Below are 16,565 nucleotides of genomic sequence, written 5' to 3'. Positions count from 1 at the left end.
TCAAACAACTATTTAATCTATTTTTTAAAATGAAATAAAATAATTTTTTGTTGTATAATCGTTACTAAATTACTAATAATATAATATAATACCAATCCTGATGGAAACCATAAAAAAAACAATGTAAATAAAATAGGTATAAAACGTATTATTTTTTGCTGTAATGGATCAGAAATATTATTAGACGATAAACTTTGTACAAAAAACATTGTAATACCCATGATAATAGGTAAAATATAATAAGGATCTTGACTAGATAAATCTTTAATCCAAAATAAAAATGGTGCATGACGTAATTCAACAGAACTAATTAGCATATAATAAAGTGATAAAAAAATAGGCATTTGTATCAAAACTGGTAAACACCCACCTAGTGGATTGATTTTTTCTATTCTATATAAACGTATCATTTCTTGACTCATACGTTGTTTATTATCTCCAAAATTTTTCTTTATTTCGTTTATCTTAGGTTGTAATTTACGCATTTTTACCATAGAAACATATTGCGCTTTTGTTAAAGGATATGTTATTGCTTTCATAATAAATGTGATTAAAACAATAGAAAAACCCCAATTACCTACAATATTATATAAAATACTCAATAATTTAAATAAAGGTTGAGATAAAAACCAAAGCCAACCATAATCTACTGTTAAATCCAAATTTGGAGCTACTAAAGCCATTTCTTTTTGTATTGCAGGTCCTATCCATAATTTTGATTTAATAGTATATTGAGAATTAGATGGGATATTAATAATAGGAGATTGATAACCAATAATAGCAATATTATTATTTAAATAAGAAGTATAAATACTATTTAAATTAGCATTAAAATCAGGTATCCAAGCTACAGAAAAATATTGTTGTAACATCGCAATCCAACCACTTTTTGTAAAAATATTTAATTGTTGATTTTTAGAAATATCGTCAAATTTATATTTTTGATATTTTATATCATTAGTTGAATATGCAGCTCCACGAAATGTTTGAAGAGCAAAATTTTTACTATAAATATTACGATTTTCAGGTAGTTGAATTGTTTGTCTTAATTGACCAAACATACGTAATTCTAAATTATTATTACTAATATTATTTATATTATATTCTATCTCTAAATCATATTTTCCTCGTTTAATAATAAATGTTTTAGTATAAATGACATTTTTATTTTTAAGAAAAACAATTGGAACACGAAGTTCATATTGATTATTTTTCAATTCAAAAAAATTATTTTTTGAATAATATAATGGTCTACTATAATTTTCTATATTATCTAAACCATCTTTTCCAATTAAACCACTTTGTGCTTGGTAAATAAAATTTGGTGTTGTTTCTAACAATTTCATTGGTTTAGAAGAATTTAATTTTTCTTTATAATTTAATAAACTTGCTTCTTCTATATCTCCTCCATACATATTTACAACTAAACGAATCACATCATTTTTAATAATGATTTGATTTTGATCATTCTTTTTTTTAGTATTAATATCAAGATTTAAACTATTATTTTTATTATCATAATTATTTAAAAATGGTTGTTTTTTCCATTCTTGCCAAAGCAAAAAAGAAATAAATAAAAAAGCAAAAATAAAAAAATTACGTTGTAATTCCATAATTAATATTCACTTTTATCTTTTGTTCTAAAAGATATTGGGTCATATCCAGTTTTATAAAATGGATGACATTTAAACAAACGAAATATTGTTAAAATTATACCTTTAATTATTCCAAATTTATGCAAAGAACAAATCATATATGTTGAACAAGTCGGATAAAAACGACAATGAGATTGCATAAAAGGACTAATAAAATACTGATAAATTAAAATAATATGAGTTAAAAAATATATAATTAATGATGATATTTTAACCATAGAGTCTCCAATATATTAATTATATTTTTATTATTTAAAGAAATAATATTTTTTTTAGCTATTACTATAAAATCCTTAGAAGTTAATTTATATTGCAATAGACGAAAAGTTTCTCGAATTAATCTTTTAATTATATTTCGTTTATATGCATATTTAACATTTTTTTTAGGTATACTAATACCTAATCTAGGATATCCTAAATAATTAGAACGTCCTAAAATAACTAATTCAAAATTACTTTGCATATAATTTTTCTCAAAAACATATTTAAAATTTATTGATTTTAATAATTTAGATTTTTTTTTAAAAAAATAATTTAATATCATATTAAACCTTATTATTTACTAGAAACACTTAAACGTGATCTTAATTTAGAACGTCTTCGTGATAAAATATAACGACCACTTTTAGTTGACATTCGGATTCTAAATCCATGTGAACGATTACGCTTTAATACTGATGGTTGAAAAGTTCTTTTCATTTTTTATACACCATAAAATAATTAATATAATTTGATAATTTTTTTATATAAATATAAATAAAAGATTTTAAAAAAATCAATTAAAAATGAATTATTGTCTTTTTATTCTTTATTATAATTTTATATTATTTTTACATTTATTTCATTTAATCAATAAATATTAATTTATAAAAGTAAAATTTAACCTTAATCTTTAATAAAAAATAAATAAAATATATTATACCCTTTTATAACATTTACATATTTAAAGTTATATAATTTAATTTTTTAACAAATGATTTTATATTACTTTTTAAAAAATAATTATATTTTTTATATATTTTTACTTGGAGTATACTGTGTCACTTTGTATTTGGAAAAAATGCCTTAGTCGATTACAAGAAAAACTACCATCTACAGAATTTAGTATGTGGATACGCCCTTTAAAAACTAAATTAAATAATAATATTTTAGAAATATATGCTCCAAATCGATTCGTTTTAGAATGGGTAAAAGATAAATATTTAATTACTTTTAAAAAAGCAATAAAAGATTTTTATGATCCTAATAAATTATTAATAACATTTAAAGTATATCAAACTTCGAAAGAAAAAAAATTTAAAAAAAATATTTTAAATAATATTAAAAAAATTAATATAAAAGAAAAAAAAAATAGTCCATCGCAACCATATTATCAATTTAATATTAATAAAAAAAATAAATTTGAAAACTTTATAGAAGGTAAATCTAATCAATTAGCACGAGCAGCAGCTTTACAAGTGGCTAATAATCCTGGAAATTCTTATAATCCATTATTTTTATATGGAGGTACAGGATTAGGTAAAACACATTTACTTCATGCTATTGGAAATCAAATATTAGCACATAAATATAATATGAGAATTATTTATATGAATTCTGAACGTTTTGTTCAAGATATGGTAAGAGCACTGCAAAACAATGCTATTGATAAATTTAAACTATATTATCGTTCAGTAGATGCATTACTTATTGATGATATTCAATTTCTTGCACATAAAGAACGTTCTCAAGAAGAATTTTTTCATACATTTAATACTCTTTTAGAAGAAAATCAACAAATTATTTTAACTTCAGATCGATACCCAAAAGCAATTAATGGTGTTAAAGACAGATTAAAATCTAGATTTGGATGGGGTTTAACTGTTTCTATAGATCCCCCAGAATTAGAAACAAGAGTAGCTATATTAATTAAAAAAGCTGATGAAAAAAATATTTTTTTACCTGATGAAATTGCTTTTTTTATTGCAAAACATTTATGTTCTAATGTACGTGAATTAGAAGGAGCTTTAAATAGAATAATTGTTAATTCTAATTTTAGCCATAAAACTATTACTATTGAATTTGTTCGAGAATCACTTAGAGATATTTTAACTTTACAAGAAAAACTTGTTACTATTGATAATATCCAAAAAAAAGTTTCAGAATATTATAAAATTAAGGTATCAGATTTATTATCTAGAAGACGATCTCGATCAATAGCTAGACCTAGACAGATAGCTATGGCTATATCAAAAGAACTAACAAAACATAGTTTACCAGAAATTGGAGATGCATTTAATGGAAGAGATCATACTACAGTATTGCATGCTTGTCGTAAAATTGAACATTTACGTAAAGAAAATCATGATATTAAAGAAGATTTTTCAAATTTAATAAGAACCCTATCAGGGTAAAATTATGCAATTTACTATTCAAAATAATATTTTAATTAAAAATTTAAAAAAAATTAGTCGGCTACTAGTAAAAAATAGCTCACATCCTATTTTAGAAAATATCCTCATAGAAATGAAAGATAATATATTATCTTTAACTGCAACAAATTTAGAAATAGAAATAATTTCAAAAATCTATATTTCAACTAAATATACACCAGGAAAAATAACAATTTCAGGAAAAAAGATATTAAATATTTGTCAAAATTTATCAGAAACTTCAATTATCCAAATAAAATTAAAAAAAAATAAAATATATATTTTTTCTGAAAACAGTAGTTATATATTGTTAACTATAACAGCCGATAATTTCCCTAATCATCAAAATTTTAATTATCATTCTGATTTTTATATATCATCAGATATTTTTAAAAATATGATATTAAAAACTGAATTTGCTATGGGTAAACAAGATATTCGATATTACCTTAATGGTATGTTGTTTGAAAAAAAAAATAACCATCTTAAAAGTGTAGCAACAGATGGATACAGATTAGCAATATCATATGTTTTATTAAAAGAAAAAATAAATTTTTTTTCAATTATTGTTCCAAATAAAGGAGTTATGGAAATATTACGATTATTAAATATAAAAAATGAATTATTACATATTTTAATTGGTAATACTCATTTAAGAATATATATAGATAATTTAATATTCACTACACAATTAATTGACGGAGAATATCCAAACTATAATAATGTTTTATTAAAAAAATTAAATAAACCTATTATTATTAATAACCATTTATTCAAAAAATCATTATTACGTACTTCTATCTTATCATATGAAAAATTTTCTGGTATTGAAATAAATATTAATAACGGAATACTTAAAACAGTATCTTACAATCAAGATGAAGAAACTGCAAAAGATCAATTTAATATTGAATACTTTGGCGATACAATTGAAATATCAATTAATGTTTATTATATACTAGATGTATTAAAGGTAATACAAAGTGAAAATATTTTATTATTTTTTAATGAAACTCAATCTTCAATACAAATTCAATCAGAAAATAACTTTTCAGATATTTATGTAATAATGTTATTAAAACATTAAACGATAAAAAATTTATAAAGTAAAAATATATGAAATATTTATTTTAGTTTTTTAAAAATAGGAATAAACATGAAAGATAATTATAACTCTTCAAATATTCAAATTCTTAGAGGGTTAGATGCAGTTCGAAAAAGACCAGGAATGTATATTGGTGATACTGATGATGGTAGTGGTCTACATCATATGGTTTTTGAAATTGTTGATAATTCTATTGATGAAGCATTAGCAGGTTTTTGTAAAGAAATTATAGTTACTATTCACAAAGATAACTCTGTATCAATAGAAGATGATGGACGAGGAATTCCAACTGATATGCATCACGAAGAAAAAATATCAGCTGCAGAAGTGATTATGACTATATTACATTCAGGTGGAAAATTTAATAATGATTCTTATAAAATTTCTGGTGGATTACATGGTGTTGGTATTTCAGTAGTTAACGCTTTATCAGAAAAACTTAAATTAATTATTTATAAAAATCAAAAACAATATCAACAAATATATCAAAATGGAATACCAAAATCACCTTTATTAGTAATTGGAAAAACTAATAAAACAGGAACATATATTAGATTCTGGCCCAGTTATAAAACTTTTACAAATAAAACAACATTTCAATATGAAATTTTATCAAAACGTTTACGCGAATTATCTTTTCTTAATTCTAGTATTTCTATTTATTTAAAAGATAATAGAAATAATATTGAAGATCATTACCATTATAAAGGTGGAATTAAAACTTTCATCAAATTTCTAAATAAAAATAAATTAACAATTAATTCAAAAATATTTTATTTTAAATCTTTTAAAAAAGATATTGAATTAGAAGTAGCTATTCAATGGAATGAATCACATCAAGAAAATATATATTGTTTTACAAATAATATACCTCAAAAAGATGGAGGTACACATTTAGCGGGGTTTAGATCAGGAGTAACACGTACATTAAATTTACATATTGAACGTGAAGGATATAATAAAAAACATAAAACTATTATCACTGGAGAAGATACAAGAGAAGGTATAACTGCAATTATATCAATTAAATTAACTGATCCTAAATTTTCTTCACAAACAAAAGATAAATTAGTGTCATCTGAAGTAAAATCAGTAATAGAATCCTTAATTAATGAATATTTAATTGAATATCTTTTAGAAAACCCTAGTGATTCAAAAGCTATAATTCAAAAAATTATAAACACGGCACAAACAAGAGAAGCAGCAAAACGTGCTAGAGAAATAAATAAAAGAAAAAATATGCTGGATTTAGGAGGATTACCTGGGAAATTATCTGATTGCCAAGAAAATGATCCAAAAATATCAGAAATTTATTTAGTTGAAGGAGATTCTGCAGGAGGTTCTGCAAAACAAGGTAGAAATAGAAAAAATCAAGCAATTTTACCGCTTAAAGGAAAGATATTAAATGTACAAAAATCAAAATTTAATAAAATGATATTATCTCAAGAATTAGCAGCGCTTATAACAGCGTTAGGATGTGGTATTGGAGAACACGAATATAATTTAGAAAAATTAAGATATAATTATATTATAATCATGACAGATGCAGATATTGATGGAGCACATATTAGAACATTATTATTAACATTTTTTTATCGTCAATTACCTGAACTAATTGAAAAAGGATATATTTATATTGCTCAACCTCCATTATATAAAATTAAAATAGGAAAAAAAGAAAAATATATTAAAAATGATGAAGAAATGAAAAAATACCAAATTAAGTATGCTTTAAAAAATTTAATTATAAAAAATAAAAAACAAAATAAAATTGAACAAAATATAAAAATATTTAAAGAAATTATCTATGAATTTAATAAAATTCAAATAAACACAAAAAAAAGTAATAGTTATTTTCCTGAAATAATATTGAATGAATTAATTTATCAACCACATTTAAATAATTTAAAAGATAAAGAAAAAGTTTTAATATGGATAGAACAACTAATAAATAAATTAAATAAAAAAGATAAAAATAATACATTTTATCAATCGAAAATTAATGAAAAAGAAAATATTTTTGAACCAAGCATTATTGCATCTAGATATGAATATCGTTATCAATATGATTTTACAAATCAATTTATAAATAGCAAAGAATATTTTTCAATTATTTTATTAGGAGAAAAATTTAAAAAATTTAAAAAGTATAAAAATTTTATAGAAAAAGAAGATAAAATTTATATAATTAATGATATAAAAAATACTATAGAATGGTTAATCAATGAATCTAAAAGAAATTTTTTTATACAACGATATAAAGGACTCGGTGAAATGAATCCTGATCAATTATGGCATACAACAATGAACCCTGAAACAAGAAATATGTTACAAGTAACAATTCATGATGCCATTTCAGCAAATAATTTATTTAATACACTTATGGGAGATGCAGTTGAACCTAGAAGAAAATTTATAGAAAAAAATGCCTTAAATGCAAGTAATATAGATATTTAAACAATTTTTTATACTCTCTCCTTTTAATAAATTATTGATATTTATAAAAAATATTTATAAATTAATTGCGGCAGGAAAACCAGCCGCGAATAGACTATTTTCTATTGCTTAAATTTATCCATTATTTCAAGTACACGAAGTTTTGCAATTTCATGAGATATTTTTAGCAAAATATCTTTTTTATTTATATTTTTATCTATATTTTTACAATATTCTTCAGCTTGTTGTTTAGTTTTTAAGATACGTTTTCGATCTAAATCTGCACCTCGAATAGCAACATCCGCCAAAATCGAAACAACAAAAGGTTGAATTTCTAATATTCCTCCAGATATATAAAGACATTCTTCAGTTTTATTTTTATGAAATATATATACTATACCTGGTTTAATTATACTTAATAATTGAGAATGTCCTGGGTAAATACCCATTTCTCCTTCACTTCCAGATATACGTATTTTTTTTACTAATCCGGAAAATATACTCTCTTTAACACTGACAATATCTAAATGAAAATCCATAAATATATCCAAAAAATATTTATTATAATTTTTTTGATTTTTTTTCAACTTCTTCAATGCCGCCAACCATATAAAATGCTTGCTCTGGTAAATGATCAAATTCACCTTCTATAATACCTTTAAAAGCACGAATATTATCTTTTAAAGATACATATTTACCTGGAGAACCAGTAAATATTTCTGCTACAAAAAAGGGTTGTGATAAAAATCTCTGTATTTTACGTGCTCTTGAAACTATTTTTTTATCTTCTTCAGAAATTTCATCTATCCCTAAGATAGATATAATATCTTTTAATTCTTGATATCTTTGTAATACTGATTGTACTTCACGTGCTGTATTATAATGTTCATCACCAACAATACTAGGATCTAGTTGACGACTTGATGAATTCAAAGGATCAACAGCCGGATAAATACCTAATGATGCAATTTGTCGACTTAACGTTACTGTAGAATCTAAATGTGCAAATGTAGTTGCAGGAGACGGATCTGTTAAATCGTCTGCTGGAACATATACTGCTTGAATAGAAGTAATAGATCCTTTTTTTGTTGAAGTGATTCTTTCTTGTAATAAACCCATTTCTTCAGATAAAGTAGGTTGGTATCCAACTGCGGATGGCATTCTTCCAAGTAATGCAGATACTTCAGTTCCAGCTAAAGTATATCGATATATATTATCAATAAATAATAAAACATTCTTTCCTTCATCACGAAATTTTTCTGCTATAGTTAATCCTGTGAAAGCAACTCGTAATCGATTTCCTGGAGGTTCATTCATTTGTCCATATACAAGAGAGACTTTATCTAATACTTGAGAAGCTTTCATTTCATGATAAAAATCATTTCCTTCTCTTGTTCTTTCACCAACTCCAGTAAATACTGAATAACCTGAATGTTCTATTGCAATATTTCTAATTAATTCCATCATATTAACTGTTTTTCCTACACCAGCCCCTCCAAATAAACCAACCTTTCCACCTTTTGAAAAAGGACAAATTAAATCTATTACTTTAATCCCTGTTTCTAATATTTCTTGAGATGTTGATTGTTCTCTATAACTAGGAGGAGTTCGATGAATTTCCCAATATTCTATTTGAGAAGAATTTATGTTTTTTAATGGTCCTTGATTGTCAATAGTCTCACCTAATACATTTATAATTCGACCTAATGTAGGTTGACCAACTGGTACTTTAATATAATGCCCGAGATTAATAACATTTAAACCTCTTTTCAAACCATTAGTAGAACCCATTGCAATTGTTCGAACAATACCAGATCCTAATTGTTGTTGAACCTCTAAAATTAGAGTTTTCGTTTGATTTTTTACTTCTAAAGCATTATATATCTTAGGCACTGAATTTTGATTGAATTCAACATCCACTACAGCACCAATAATCTGAATAATTTTTCCAGTAATTATCATTAATACCTCTAAATAATTTTATTCTACTGATACTGCTGAAGCTCCAGCAATAATTTCAGTTAATTCTTGAGTAATACTGGCTTGACGAGCTTTATTATACAATAATTGTAACTCTTCAATTCGATTACTACTATTCTCTGTTGCAGTTTTCATAGCTACCATACGTGCTGCTTGTTCACTAGCAATATTTTCTAAAATACTCTGATAAACCTTCGATTCAATATACCGATCAAATAATATATCTAAAATTAATTTAGACTCTGGTTCATATAAATAATCCCATTTTTTTTTATTATATGATATTTTATTTTCAGCAGATAAAGGAATTAATTGAGTAATTGTAGGATATTGAGATAATTTGTTATGAAATTTATTATAAGCAACAAACACTTGATCAATTTCATTATTTTGATATTTTTTTAAAATAATTTGTATAGATCCTATTAATTTTGATAAATCTGGATTTTCTCCTATGTTAGTTACTTGAGCAAGAATAGAATTTCCATATAACTTAAATACAGATAAACTTTTTACACCAAATAATATTAAATCACAAGAAATATTTTTGCTCATGAATTTTTTTATTTTTAATAATACTTTTCTAAAAAGACTTGTATTTAAACTACCACATAAACCTCGATCAGTAGAAACAATAATGATACCAACTTTTTTAATTTTTCTTTTTTCTAAATAACTATGTTTATATTCTAAATTACCTTGGATAATATGATCAATTACTTTTTTAATAATATTACAATAAGGTCTTCCTAACCGCATTCGTTCTTCTGTTTTCCGAATTTTAGATAACGCTACCATTTCCATTGCTTTAGTAATTTTTTTTGTACTTTTTACACTATATATTTGATTTTTTATTTCTTTTATACTCATAGTGTGATCTCTTTTTTAAAATTATATTTTTACATTTTAAAAAATATAAAATTAAGAATTTTTAAATTTTTTTATCAGCTTCATAAGTTCTGATTTTATTTCATGATTAAAATTTCCATATTGATTTATTTTATTCATTAAATCTATATGATAATGATTTGCATATGTTAAAATATCTTTCTCAAATTGAGATATTTTTTCAATTGGAATATCATCAAGAAAATTATTTTCTGAAATAAAAAAAATTAAACCTTGTTCAGCAACACTTAAAGAACTATATTGTTTTTGTTTAAGTAATTCTGTAATTTTTTGACCATATATTAATTGTTTTTTCGTTGTAGGATCTAAATCTGATGCAAATTGAGAAAAAGCAGCAAGTTCATGATATTGAGCTAATGCAGTACGAATTCCTGAAGATAATTTTTTAATAATTTGTGTTTGAGCAGAACTACCAACACGAGAAACAGAGATTCCAGCATTTACAGCAGGTCGAATACCTGAATTAAATAAACTAGATTCTAAAAATATTTGACCATCAGTGATAGAAATCACATTAGTTGGAACAAATGCAGATACATCACCAGATTGAGTCTCAATAATAGGTAAAGCTGTTAATGATCCTGTTTTATCAATGACTTTGCCTTTAGTAATTTTTTTTATATACTCTTGAGATACACGAGAAGCTCTTTCTAATAAGCGAGAATGCAAATAAAAAATATCTCCAGGAAAAGCTTCTCTTCCAGGAGGTCGACGCAATAATAAAGAAATTTGACGATAAGCAACTGCATGCTTAGAAAGATCATCATAAACAATTAAAGCATCTTTGCCTTGATCTCGAAAAAATTCCCCCATAGAACAACCTGAATATGCTGATAAATATTGCAATGAAGCAGCCTCAGAAGCAGATGCAACAACAATAATAGTATTACATAAAGCATTATATTCTTCTAATTTCTTTACAACATTAATTACAGTAGAAAGTTTTTGTCCTATAGCAACATAAATACATGGAATATTAAATTTTTTTTGATTAATAATAGTATCTATTGCAAGTGCTGTTTTTCCTGTTTGACGATCTCCAATAATTAACTCACGTTGTCCACGTCCAATAGGAATCATAGAATCAATTGCTTTATAACCAGTTTGTATTGGCTGATCAATTAATATACGCTCAATCACACCTGGAGCATTTGATTCTACTGGTAAAAAGTTATCATATTCTATAGCGCCTTTTCCATCAATAGGTGAACCTAATGCATTGACAACTCGACCTAAAAAATTTTTTCCAACAGGGATTTCTAAAATTTTTCCTGTACATCGAACTTTCATACCCTCAGTGATATGAATGTAAGGACCCATAACAACAGCACCAACTATATCTCTTTCAAGATTTAAAGCAATAGCATATTCATTATTATCTAATAAAATCATTTCCCCTAACATAACATCAGAAAGACCATAAATTTTAAGAATGCCATCATTAATAGATATAACAGTACCTTCATTATAAGATTGATTGAATACTTTAAATTCAGTAATTCTTTCTTTAATTAATTGACTAATTTCTGTAGGATTTAACTGCATATATTATTCTCTTAAACATTTAAAACTAAAGATAGTTGCTTTAAATTATTTTTTATAGAAAAATCAAAAACTTGATCATGTATTTTTATAATTATACCATCAAGTATACGCTTATCAATTTTATATATAAATTTAATTTTAGAAGCGAATATTTTTTCTAAAATAATACGTATTTTATTAATCTGATTATTTTTTAAAATATATGCTGATTTTAATTTAATAACATTTATTTTATTATAAGACATTTCTAATTTTAAAAATTGTTTTAATATATAATAAAATATTTTAAAACGTTGATATTGAGCTAACAACTTTATTAAATTTTTTACATTTTTATTAAAATGATGACCACCAACAAATATAAAAAACGATGATAAATAATTAGGAGAAATTGAACCAGATAAATATTTTTGAATTCTTTTTAATGAAGTAATTTGATTGATAAAAATTAATATTTTTTTCCATTTTGTTATAGAATTACTTTCGATAGCTATTTCAAAAATAGCTTGAGCATAAGGTCTTGCAATAGTATCAAATAACATAAATTTTTACCTTCTATACTATTTTTTATCAATTTTTGATAATGAATTTATAACGTTATTTAAAAAATCTTTATTTATATTGTTTTTAATATTTTTTTGAATAATTTTTTCAGTTATTAAAAAAGATAGATCTAAAATTTCTTTTTTTAAATTTTGACGAGCATGCATCATTTGAATATCAATTTCTAATTGATTTTTTGATAAAATTTTTTTACTTTCTTCAATTGCTTGATTTTTTGCTGTTTCTAAAATAATTAATTTTTGCTTATTTGCTTCATTTAAAATCAAAGAAGCTTGAATTTTAGTATCTTTAATTACTTGTTTCATTTTTTTTTGAATAATAAGATATTCCTGTTTAATTTTTTTAGAAGAATCCAATGTATCTTTAATTTTTTTTTGTCTAGTTTCAATCGCCAATATAATAGGAGGCCATATATATTTCATACAAAACCAAACAAAGAAAAAAAATGAAATAGCTTGACCAAAAATTGTCGCATTAAGATTCACAGTTATATACCCTATATTTTAAATAAAATAATTAATCTTTACGCTATATTGAACACGTAAAGATTTTACTTTTTCTTAAAAATTAAATTGAAAATATAAATTTAAGAAATTGCAAAAAGCATATATAAACCTAAACCTACAGCAATCATAGGTATTGCATCAACTAACCCCATTACTACAAAAAATTGTGTTCTTAATAAAGGAATTAAATCAGGTTGTCTTGCTGCTCCTTCTAAAAATTTTCCGCCTAAAATACCAATACCAATTGCAGCGCCAATTGCTGCTAATCCAACCATAATAGCTACTGCTATATATAACATATCAACATTTAAATTATCCATTATAAACCCCGTTTTAAAATAGGATTATAGTTTAACATTACCTTAATGAGATTGAGAAGCAATTGATAAATAAACAATTGTTAATACCATAAAAATAAACGCTTGTAAAAAAATTATTAAAATATGAAAAATAGCCCATGGAACACTTAAGAAAAACTGTAACCACCATGGGAGTAAACCTCCAATTAAAATAAATACCATTTCACCAGAATACATATTTCCAAAAAGTCTTAATCCTAATGAAATAGGTTTAGATAATAAAGAGATAAATTCTAATAAAAAATTAAAAATAAAAAATACAGGATGATTAAAAGGTTGTAAAGTTAGTTCTTTAAAAAATCCAAAAATTCCTTTTATTTTAATACTATAAAATAAAATTAAAATAAAAACACATAATGACATTGATAAAGTAATATTTACATCTGTAGAAGGTACAATACGTATTACTGAAACATGGAATATTTTTTCAAAAAATATTGGTATGAAATCAACAGGAATTAAATCCATAAGATTCATAAGAAAAATCCATATAAAAATTGTTAATGAAAGTGGAGCAATAAGTTTATTTTTACCTTGAAACATATTACTTACATTAGACGATATAAACTCAAAAATTAACTCAACACTGACTTGTAATTTATTTGGGATATCAGTCGTAACTTTCTTTGATACTATATAAAATACAGTGAGAAAAATAAACCCTAATATAAAAGAAAATAAAATTGAATCAAGATTTAAAATCCAAAAATAAGAAGATACACTTCCAGGTTGTACAATATTAAAATTTATTAAATCTATTTGTAAATGACTTAAATGATGACTAATATATTTATGAGGATCAGATAGTTTTTGTAAAAACATAATTTATTCTCAATTTTATTTTATATAAAATTTAAACTAAAAAATATGAAATTTTTAATTTAAAATAAATATTTTAAAATTTATTAATTTATATAAATAATTTATAACATAAATTTTTTATCAGCTTCTTTTTTTAAATGTATTAATAAAATAGATATAGATGCAGGAGTAATACCAGAAATACGAGATGCCTGACCAATGGAAATCGGTTTATAATCATTTAATTTAGAAATTGCTTCGTTTGATAAACCTTTTATTTTTGTATAATCATATTTAGGCGATAAAAAAGTATTTTCATTTTTTAAATGTCTACTAATTTCTTCTAACTGTCTTTTAATATAACCTTCATACTTAATTTCATTTTCTATATGATTAATAATATCTATATTAAATATATCTGAATGAAAAATATTTAAATCAGATAAGTTTTTATATGTTATTTCTGGTCGTTTTAATAAATTAAAAATATTAGTATCTCTATTTAATAAAATATTAAATGATTTTTTTAAAATATTAGAATGTACAGATTTAATACATATTTTAGTTTTTTTCAATCGCTTTATTTCAGAGTGAATACTTGATAATTTATTATTATAATGTATCCATCTAAAATCATCTATTAATCCAAATTTTCGACCAATTTCAGTAAGACGTAAATCCGCATTATCTTCTCTTAAAATTAATCTATGCTCAGCACGTGATGTAAACATGCGATATGGCTCATTAGTACCTTGTGTTGTAAGATCATCGATTAATACTCCTAAATAAGCTTGATTTCTTTGAGGAAACCATTGTTTTTGATCTTTAGCATATAATCCTGCATTTAAACCTGCTAAAAGCCCCTGAGCTGCAGCTTCTTCATATCCAGTAGTGCCATTAATTTGACCAGCTAGGAAAAGACCTTGAATCCATTTACTTTCTAAAGTTAAATTTAAATCTTTAGGATCAAAAAAATCATATTCTATAGCATATCCAGGATAAATAATTTTAGATTTTTCTAAGCCTTTTATAGAATGTACCATTTTTTTTTGGATATTTAATGGCAAACTGGTTGAAATTCCATTAGGATATATTTTACAACTAGATAAACCTTCTGGTTCTAAAAACACTTGATGCGATATTTTATCAGGAAAACGAACTATTTTATCTTCAATAGATGGACAATACCTCGGTCCACAACCTTGAATAATACCTTGATATATTGGACTTTTATTTAAATTATCATGTATTATTTGATGTGTTTTTTCATTTGTATGCGTTAAATAACACGGTATTTGCTGAGGATGATCTGAAGATTTTCCTATTAAAGAAAAAACTGGAACAGGTATATCTCCGTATTGTATAAATAAATCTTTAAAATTAATTGTATTTAAATCAATTCTTGGTGGTGTTCCTGTTTTTAAACGACCTACACGAAAAGGTAATTCTTTTAATCGAGATGCTAAATCTATAGATGCTTTTTCTCCTCTTCTTCCGCCAGAAAAATTTTCTAAACCAATATGTATTTTCCCTCCTAAAAAAGTACCTGTAGACAATACTACTGATTTAGTATAAAAACTTATTTCATTCTGAGTTAACACACCTATAACTTTATAATTTTTAACAATTAAATCTTTTATTTCTGCTTTTAAAATTAATAAATTTTTTTCTTTATTTAGTAATTTCTTTATATTTTTAGAATATAATAATCTATCAGCTTGCGCCCTAGTAGATTGAACAGCGGGTCCTTTTTTTTTATTTAAAACTCTAAATTGAATACCAGAATAATCAATTGCTCTAGCCATAATACCACCTAAAGCATCTATTTCTTTTACTAAATGACTTTTCCCAATTCCACCAATAGCTGGATTACAAGATAAAACACCAATATCTGATATACTTTTAGTTAGCAATAATGTTTTACAACCTATTCGAGAAGAAGCTGAAGCAGCTTCAATCCCAGCATGTCCTCCACCAATAATAATTACATCAAAATTTTTAGAATTTAACTGCAACATACTATAAAACCTTTTAAAATATTAAATATATTATACAGTATTAATATTTTAATCAAGATAACATCTATAACAACAATAAAAATAATTATATCAATATTTTAATTTATAGTTAATATTATATTATTTAATTAATATTTATTATATTATTTATATTTATAAAAAAATATAAAAAATAAAAATATATATTTATTATTATTAGTAAATACAAAATCTGTGGATAAGTAACATTGAGTATTGATAATCAAAGAACTTTTAACACTAATTAACTGTGTATAA

The 16,565-nt window shown here is 23.7% G+C and carries 16 protein-coding genes; 3 read left to right on the top strand and 13 right to left on the bottom strand.

The genetic code is table 11. The features are described from left to right. Positions 1 to 17 precede the first annotated feature (17 nt). The 4 genes from yidC to rpmH are packed head-to-tail and all read right to left on the bottom strand — an operon-like array spanning position 18 to position 2,354. Positions 18 to 1,613 carry a membrane protein insertase YidC gene (gene yidC, locus AB4W67_RS00080; RefSeq protein ID WP_367682554.1) on the bottom strand — a complete coding sequence of 532 codons (1,596 nt, stop codon included), beginning with the start codon at positions 1,611 to 1,613 and terminating at the stop codon, positions 18 to 20. 2 nt (positions 1,614 to 1,615) lie between these two features. Continuing rightward, positions 1,616 to 1,873: a membrane protein insertion efficiency factor YidD gene (gene yidD / locus AB4W67_RS00075; protein ID WP_367682553.1), complete on the bottom strand. Its 258-nt coding sequence runs from the start codon at positions 1,871 to 1,873 to the stop codon at positions 1,616 to 1,618. Continuing rightward, complete coding sequence (gene rnpA, locus AB4W67_RS00070; RefSeq protein ID WP_367682552.1) at positions 1,852 to 2,199, bottom strand: ribonuclease P protein component; 348 nt, start codon at positions 2,197 to 2,199, stop codon at positions 1,852 to 1,854. Before rnpA ends, yidD begins: the two co-directional genes overlap by 22 nt. An 11-nt stretch (positions 2,200 to 2,210) precedes the next feature. Further along, complete coding sequence (gene rpmH, locus AB4W67_RS00065; protein WP_367682551.1) at positions 2,211 to 2,354, bottom strand: 50S ribosomal protein L34; 144 nt, start codon at positions 2,352 to 2,354, stop codon at positions 2,211 to 2,213. Positions 2,355 to 2,692: 338 nt separating this feature from the next. Between rpmH and dnaA the strand changes: the two genes are divergently transcribed. The 3 genes from dnaA to gyrB all read left to right on the top strand — a co-directional run bounded on the left by dnaA (position 2,693) and on the right by gyrB (position 7,628). Beyond that, positions 2,693 to 4,048 carry a chromosomal replication initiator protein DnaA gene (gene dnaA, locus AB4W67_RS00060; protein ID WP_367682550.1) on the top strand — a complete coding sequence of 452 codons (1,356 nt, stop codon included), beginning with the start codon at positions 2,693 to 2,695 and terminating at the stop codon, positions 4,046 to 4,048. Positions 4,049 to 4,052: 4 nt separating this feature from the next. Beyond that, on the top strand, positions 4,053 to 5,153 hold the full coding sequence (dnaN, locus tag AB4W67_RS00055) for a DNA polymerase III subunit beta (RefSeq protein ID WP_367682549.1): 1,101 nt from the start codon (positions 4,053 to 4,055) through the stop codon (positions 5,151 to 5,153). A gap of 69 nt (positions 5,154 to 5,222) precedes the next feature. After that, entirely contained in the window at positions 5,223 to 7,628 is a 2,406-nt protein-coding gene (gene gyrB, locus AB4W67_RS00050) for a DNA topoisomerase (ATP-hydrolyzing) subunit B (protein ID WP_367682548.1), read from the top strand. Positions 7,629 to 7,729: 101 nt separating this feature from the next. Here the strand turns inward: gyrB and AB4W67_RS00045 are convergent, their stop codons facing one another. From AB4W67_RS00045 to mnmG, 9 genes are all read right to left on the bottom strand, one after another. Beyond that, complete coding sequence (locus AB4W67_RS00045) at positions 7,730 to 8,152, bottom strand: F0F1 ATP synthase subunit epsilon (RefSeq protein WP_367682815.1); 423 nt, start codon at positions 8,150 to 8,152, stop codon at positions 7,730 to 7,732. A gap of 16 nt (positions 8,153 to 8,168) precedes the next feature. Then, positions 8,169 to 9,566, bottom strand: coding sequence for a F0F1 ATP synthase subunit beta (gene atpD / locus AB4W67_RS00040; RefSeq protein WP_367682814.1), 1,398 nt, complete (start codon positions 9,564 to 9,566; stop codon positions 8,169 to 8,171). 21 nt (positions 9,567 to 9,587) lie between these two features. After that, the gene (gene atpG, locus AB4W67_RS00035; RefSeq protein ID WP_367682547.1) at positions 9,588 to 10,457 is read right to left on the bottom strand and encodes a F0F1 ATP synthase subunit gamma; all 870 of its coding nucleotides are present in this window, start codon (positions 10,455 to 10,457) and stop codon (positions 9,588 to 9,590) included. A 51-nt stretch (positions 10,458 to 10,508) separates the two neighbouring features. Further along, positions 10,509 to 12,041, bottom strand: coding sequence for a F0F1 ATP synthase subunit alpha (gene atpA / locus AB4W67_RS00030; protein ID WP_367682546.1), 1,533 nt, complete (start codon positions 12,039 to 12,041; stop codon positions 10,509 to 10,511). Between the two features lie 11 nt (positions 12,042 to 12,052). Continuing rightward, positions 12,053 to 12,583, bottom strand: a complete 531-nt coding sequence (gene atpH / locus AB4W67_RS00025; protein ID WP_367682545.1) for an ATP synthase F1 subunit delta — start codon at positions 12,581 to 12,583, stop codon at positions 12,053 to 12,055. A gap of 18 nt (positions 12,584 to 12,601) precedes the next feature. After that, positions 12,602 to 13,090 (bottom strand): F0F1 ATP synthase subunit B, encoded by a 489-nt coding sequence (locus tag AB4W67_RS00020; RefSeq protein WP_367682544.1) that lies wholly within the window; start codon positions 13,088 to 13,090, stop codon positions 12,602 to 12,604. Positions 13,091 to 13,191: 101 nt separating this feature from the next. Continuing rightward, a complete protein-coding gene (gene atpE, locus AB4W67_RS00015) occupies positions 13,192 to 13,431 on the bottom strand; it encodes a F0F1 ATP synthase subunit C (protein WP_367682543.1) in 240 nt (79 codons plus the stop codon). Between the two features lie 42 nt (positions 13,432 to 13,473). After that, positions 13,474 to 14,292: a F0F1 ATP synthase subunit A gene (atpB, locus tag AB4W67_RS00010; RefSeq protein ID WP_367682542.1), complete on the bottom strand. Its 819-nt coding sequence runs from the start codon at positions 14,290 to 14,292 to the stop codon at positions 13,474 to 13,476. Positions 14,293 to 14,393: 101 nt separating this feature from the next. Then, positions 14,394 to 16,289: a tRNA uridine-5-carboxymethylaminomethyl(34) synthesis enzyme MnmG gene (gene mnmG / locus AB4W67_RS00005; RefSeq protein ID WP_367682541.1), complete on the bottom strand. Its 1,896-nt coding sequence runs from the start codon at positions 16,287 to 16,289 to the stop codon at positions 14,394 to 14,396. Positions 16,290 to 16,565 lie beyond the last annotated feature (276 nt).

The sequence above is a fragment of the Buchnera aphidicola (Protaphis terricola) genome, assembly GCF_964059145.1.
Classification (GTDB): domain Bacteria; phylum Pseudomonadota; class Gammaproteobacteria; order Enterobacterales; family Enterobacteriaceae; genus Buchnera; species Buchnera aphidicola_BP.
This window is presented reverse-complemented; position numbering and strand designations above follow the sequence as displayed.

What these genes read in the sequence shown, in the direction of transcription:
- yidC (WP_367682554.1), bottom strand. Translation starts at nt 1,613, where the DNA reads ATGGAATTACAACGTAATTTTTTTATTTTTGCTTTTTTATTTATTTCT.
- yidD (WP_367682553.1), bottom strand. Translation starts at nt 1,873, where the DNA reads ATGGTTAAAATATCATCATTAATTATATATTTTTTAACTCATATTATT.
- rnpA (WP_367682552.1), bottom strand. Translation starts at nt 2,199, where the DNA reads ATGATATTAAATTATTTTTTTAAAAAAAAATCTAAATTATTAAAATCA.
- rpmH (WP_367682551.1), bottom strand. Translation starts at nt 2,354, where the DNA reads ATGAAAAGAACTTTTCAACCATCAGTATTAAAGCGTAATCGTTCACAT.
- dnaN (WP_367682549.1), top strand. Translation starts at nt 4,053, where the DNA reads ATGCAATTTACTATTCAAAATAATATTTTAATTAAAAATTTAAAAAAA.
- gyrB (WP_367682548.1), top strand. Translation starts at nt 5,223, where the DNA reads ATGAAAGATAATTATAACTCTTCAAATATTCAAATTCTTAGAGGGTTA.
- atpG (WP_367682547.1), bottom strand. Translation starts at nt 10,457, where the DNA reads ATGAGTATAAAAGAAATAAAAAATCAAATATATAGTGTAAAAAGTACA.
- atpA (WP_367682546.1), bottom strand. Translation starts at nt 12,041, where the DNA reads ATGCAGTTAAATCCTACAGAAATTAGTCAATTAATTAAAGAAAGAATT.
- atpH (WP_367682545.1), bottom strand. Translation starts at nt 12,583, where the DNA reads ATGTTATTTGATACTATTGCAAGACCTTATGCTCAAGCTATTTTTGAA.
- atpE (WP_367682543.1), bottom strand. Translation starts at nt 13,431, where the DNA reads ATGGATAATTTAAATGTTGATATGTTATATATAGCAGTAGCTATTATG.
- atpB (WP_367682542.1), bottom strand. Translation starts at nt 14,292, where the DNA reads ATGTTTTTACAAAAACTATCTGATCCTCATAAATATATTAGTCATCAT.
- mnmG (WP_367682541.1), bottom strand. Translation starts at nt 16,289, where the DNA reads ATGTTGCAGTTAAATTCTAAAAATTTTGATGTAATTATTATTGGTGGA.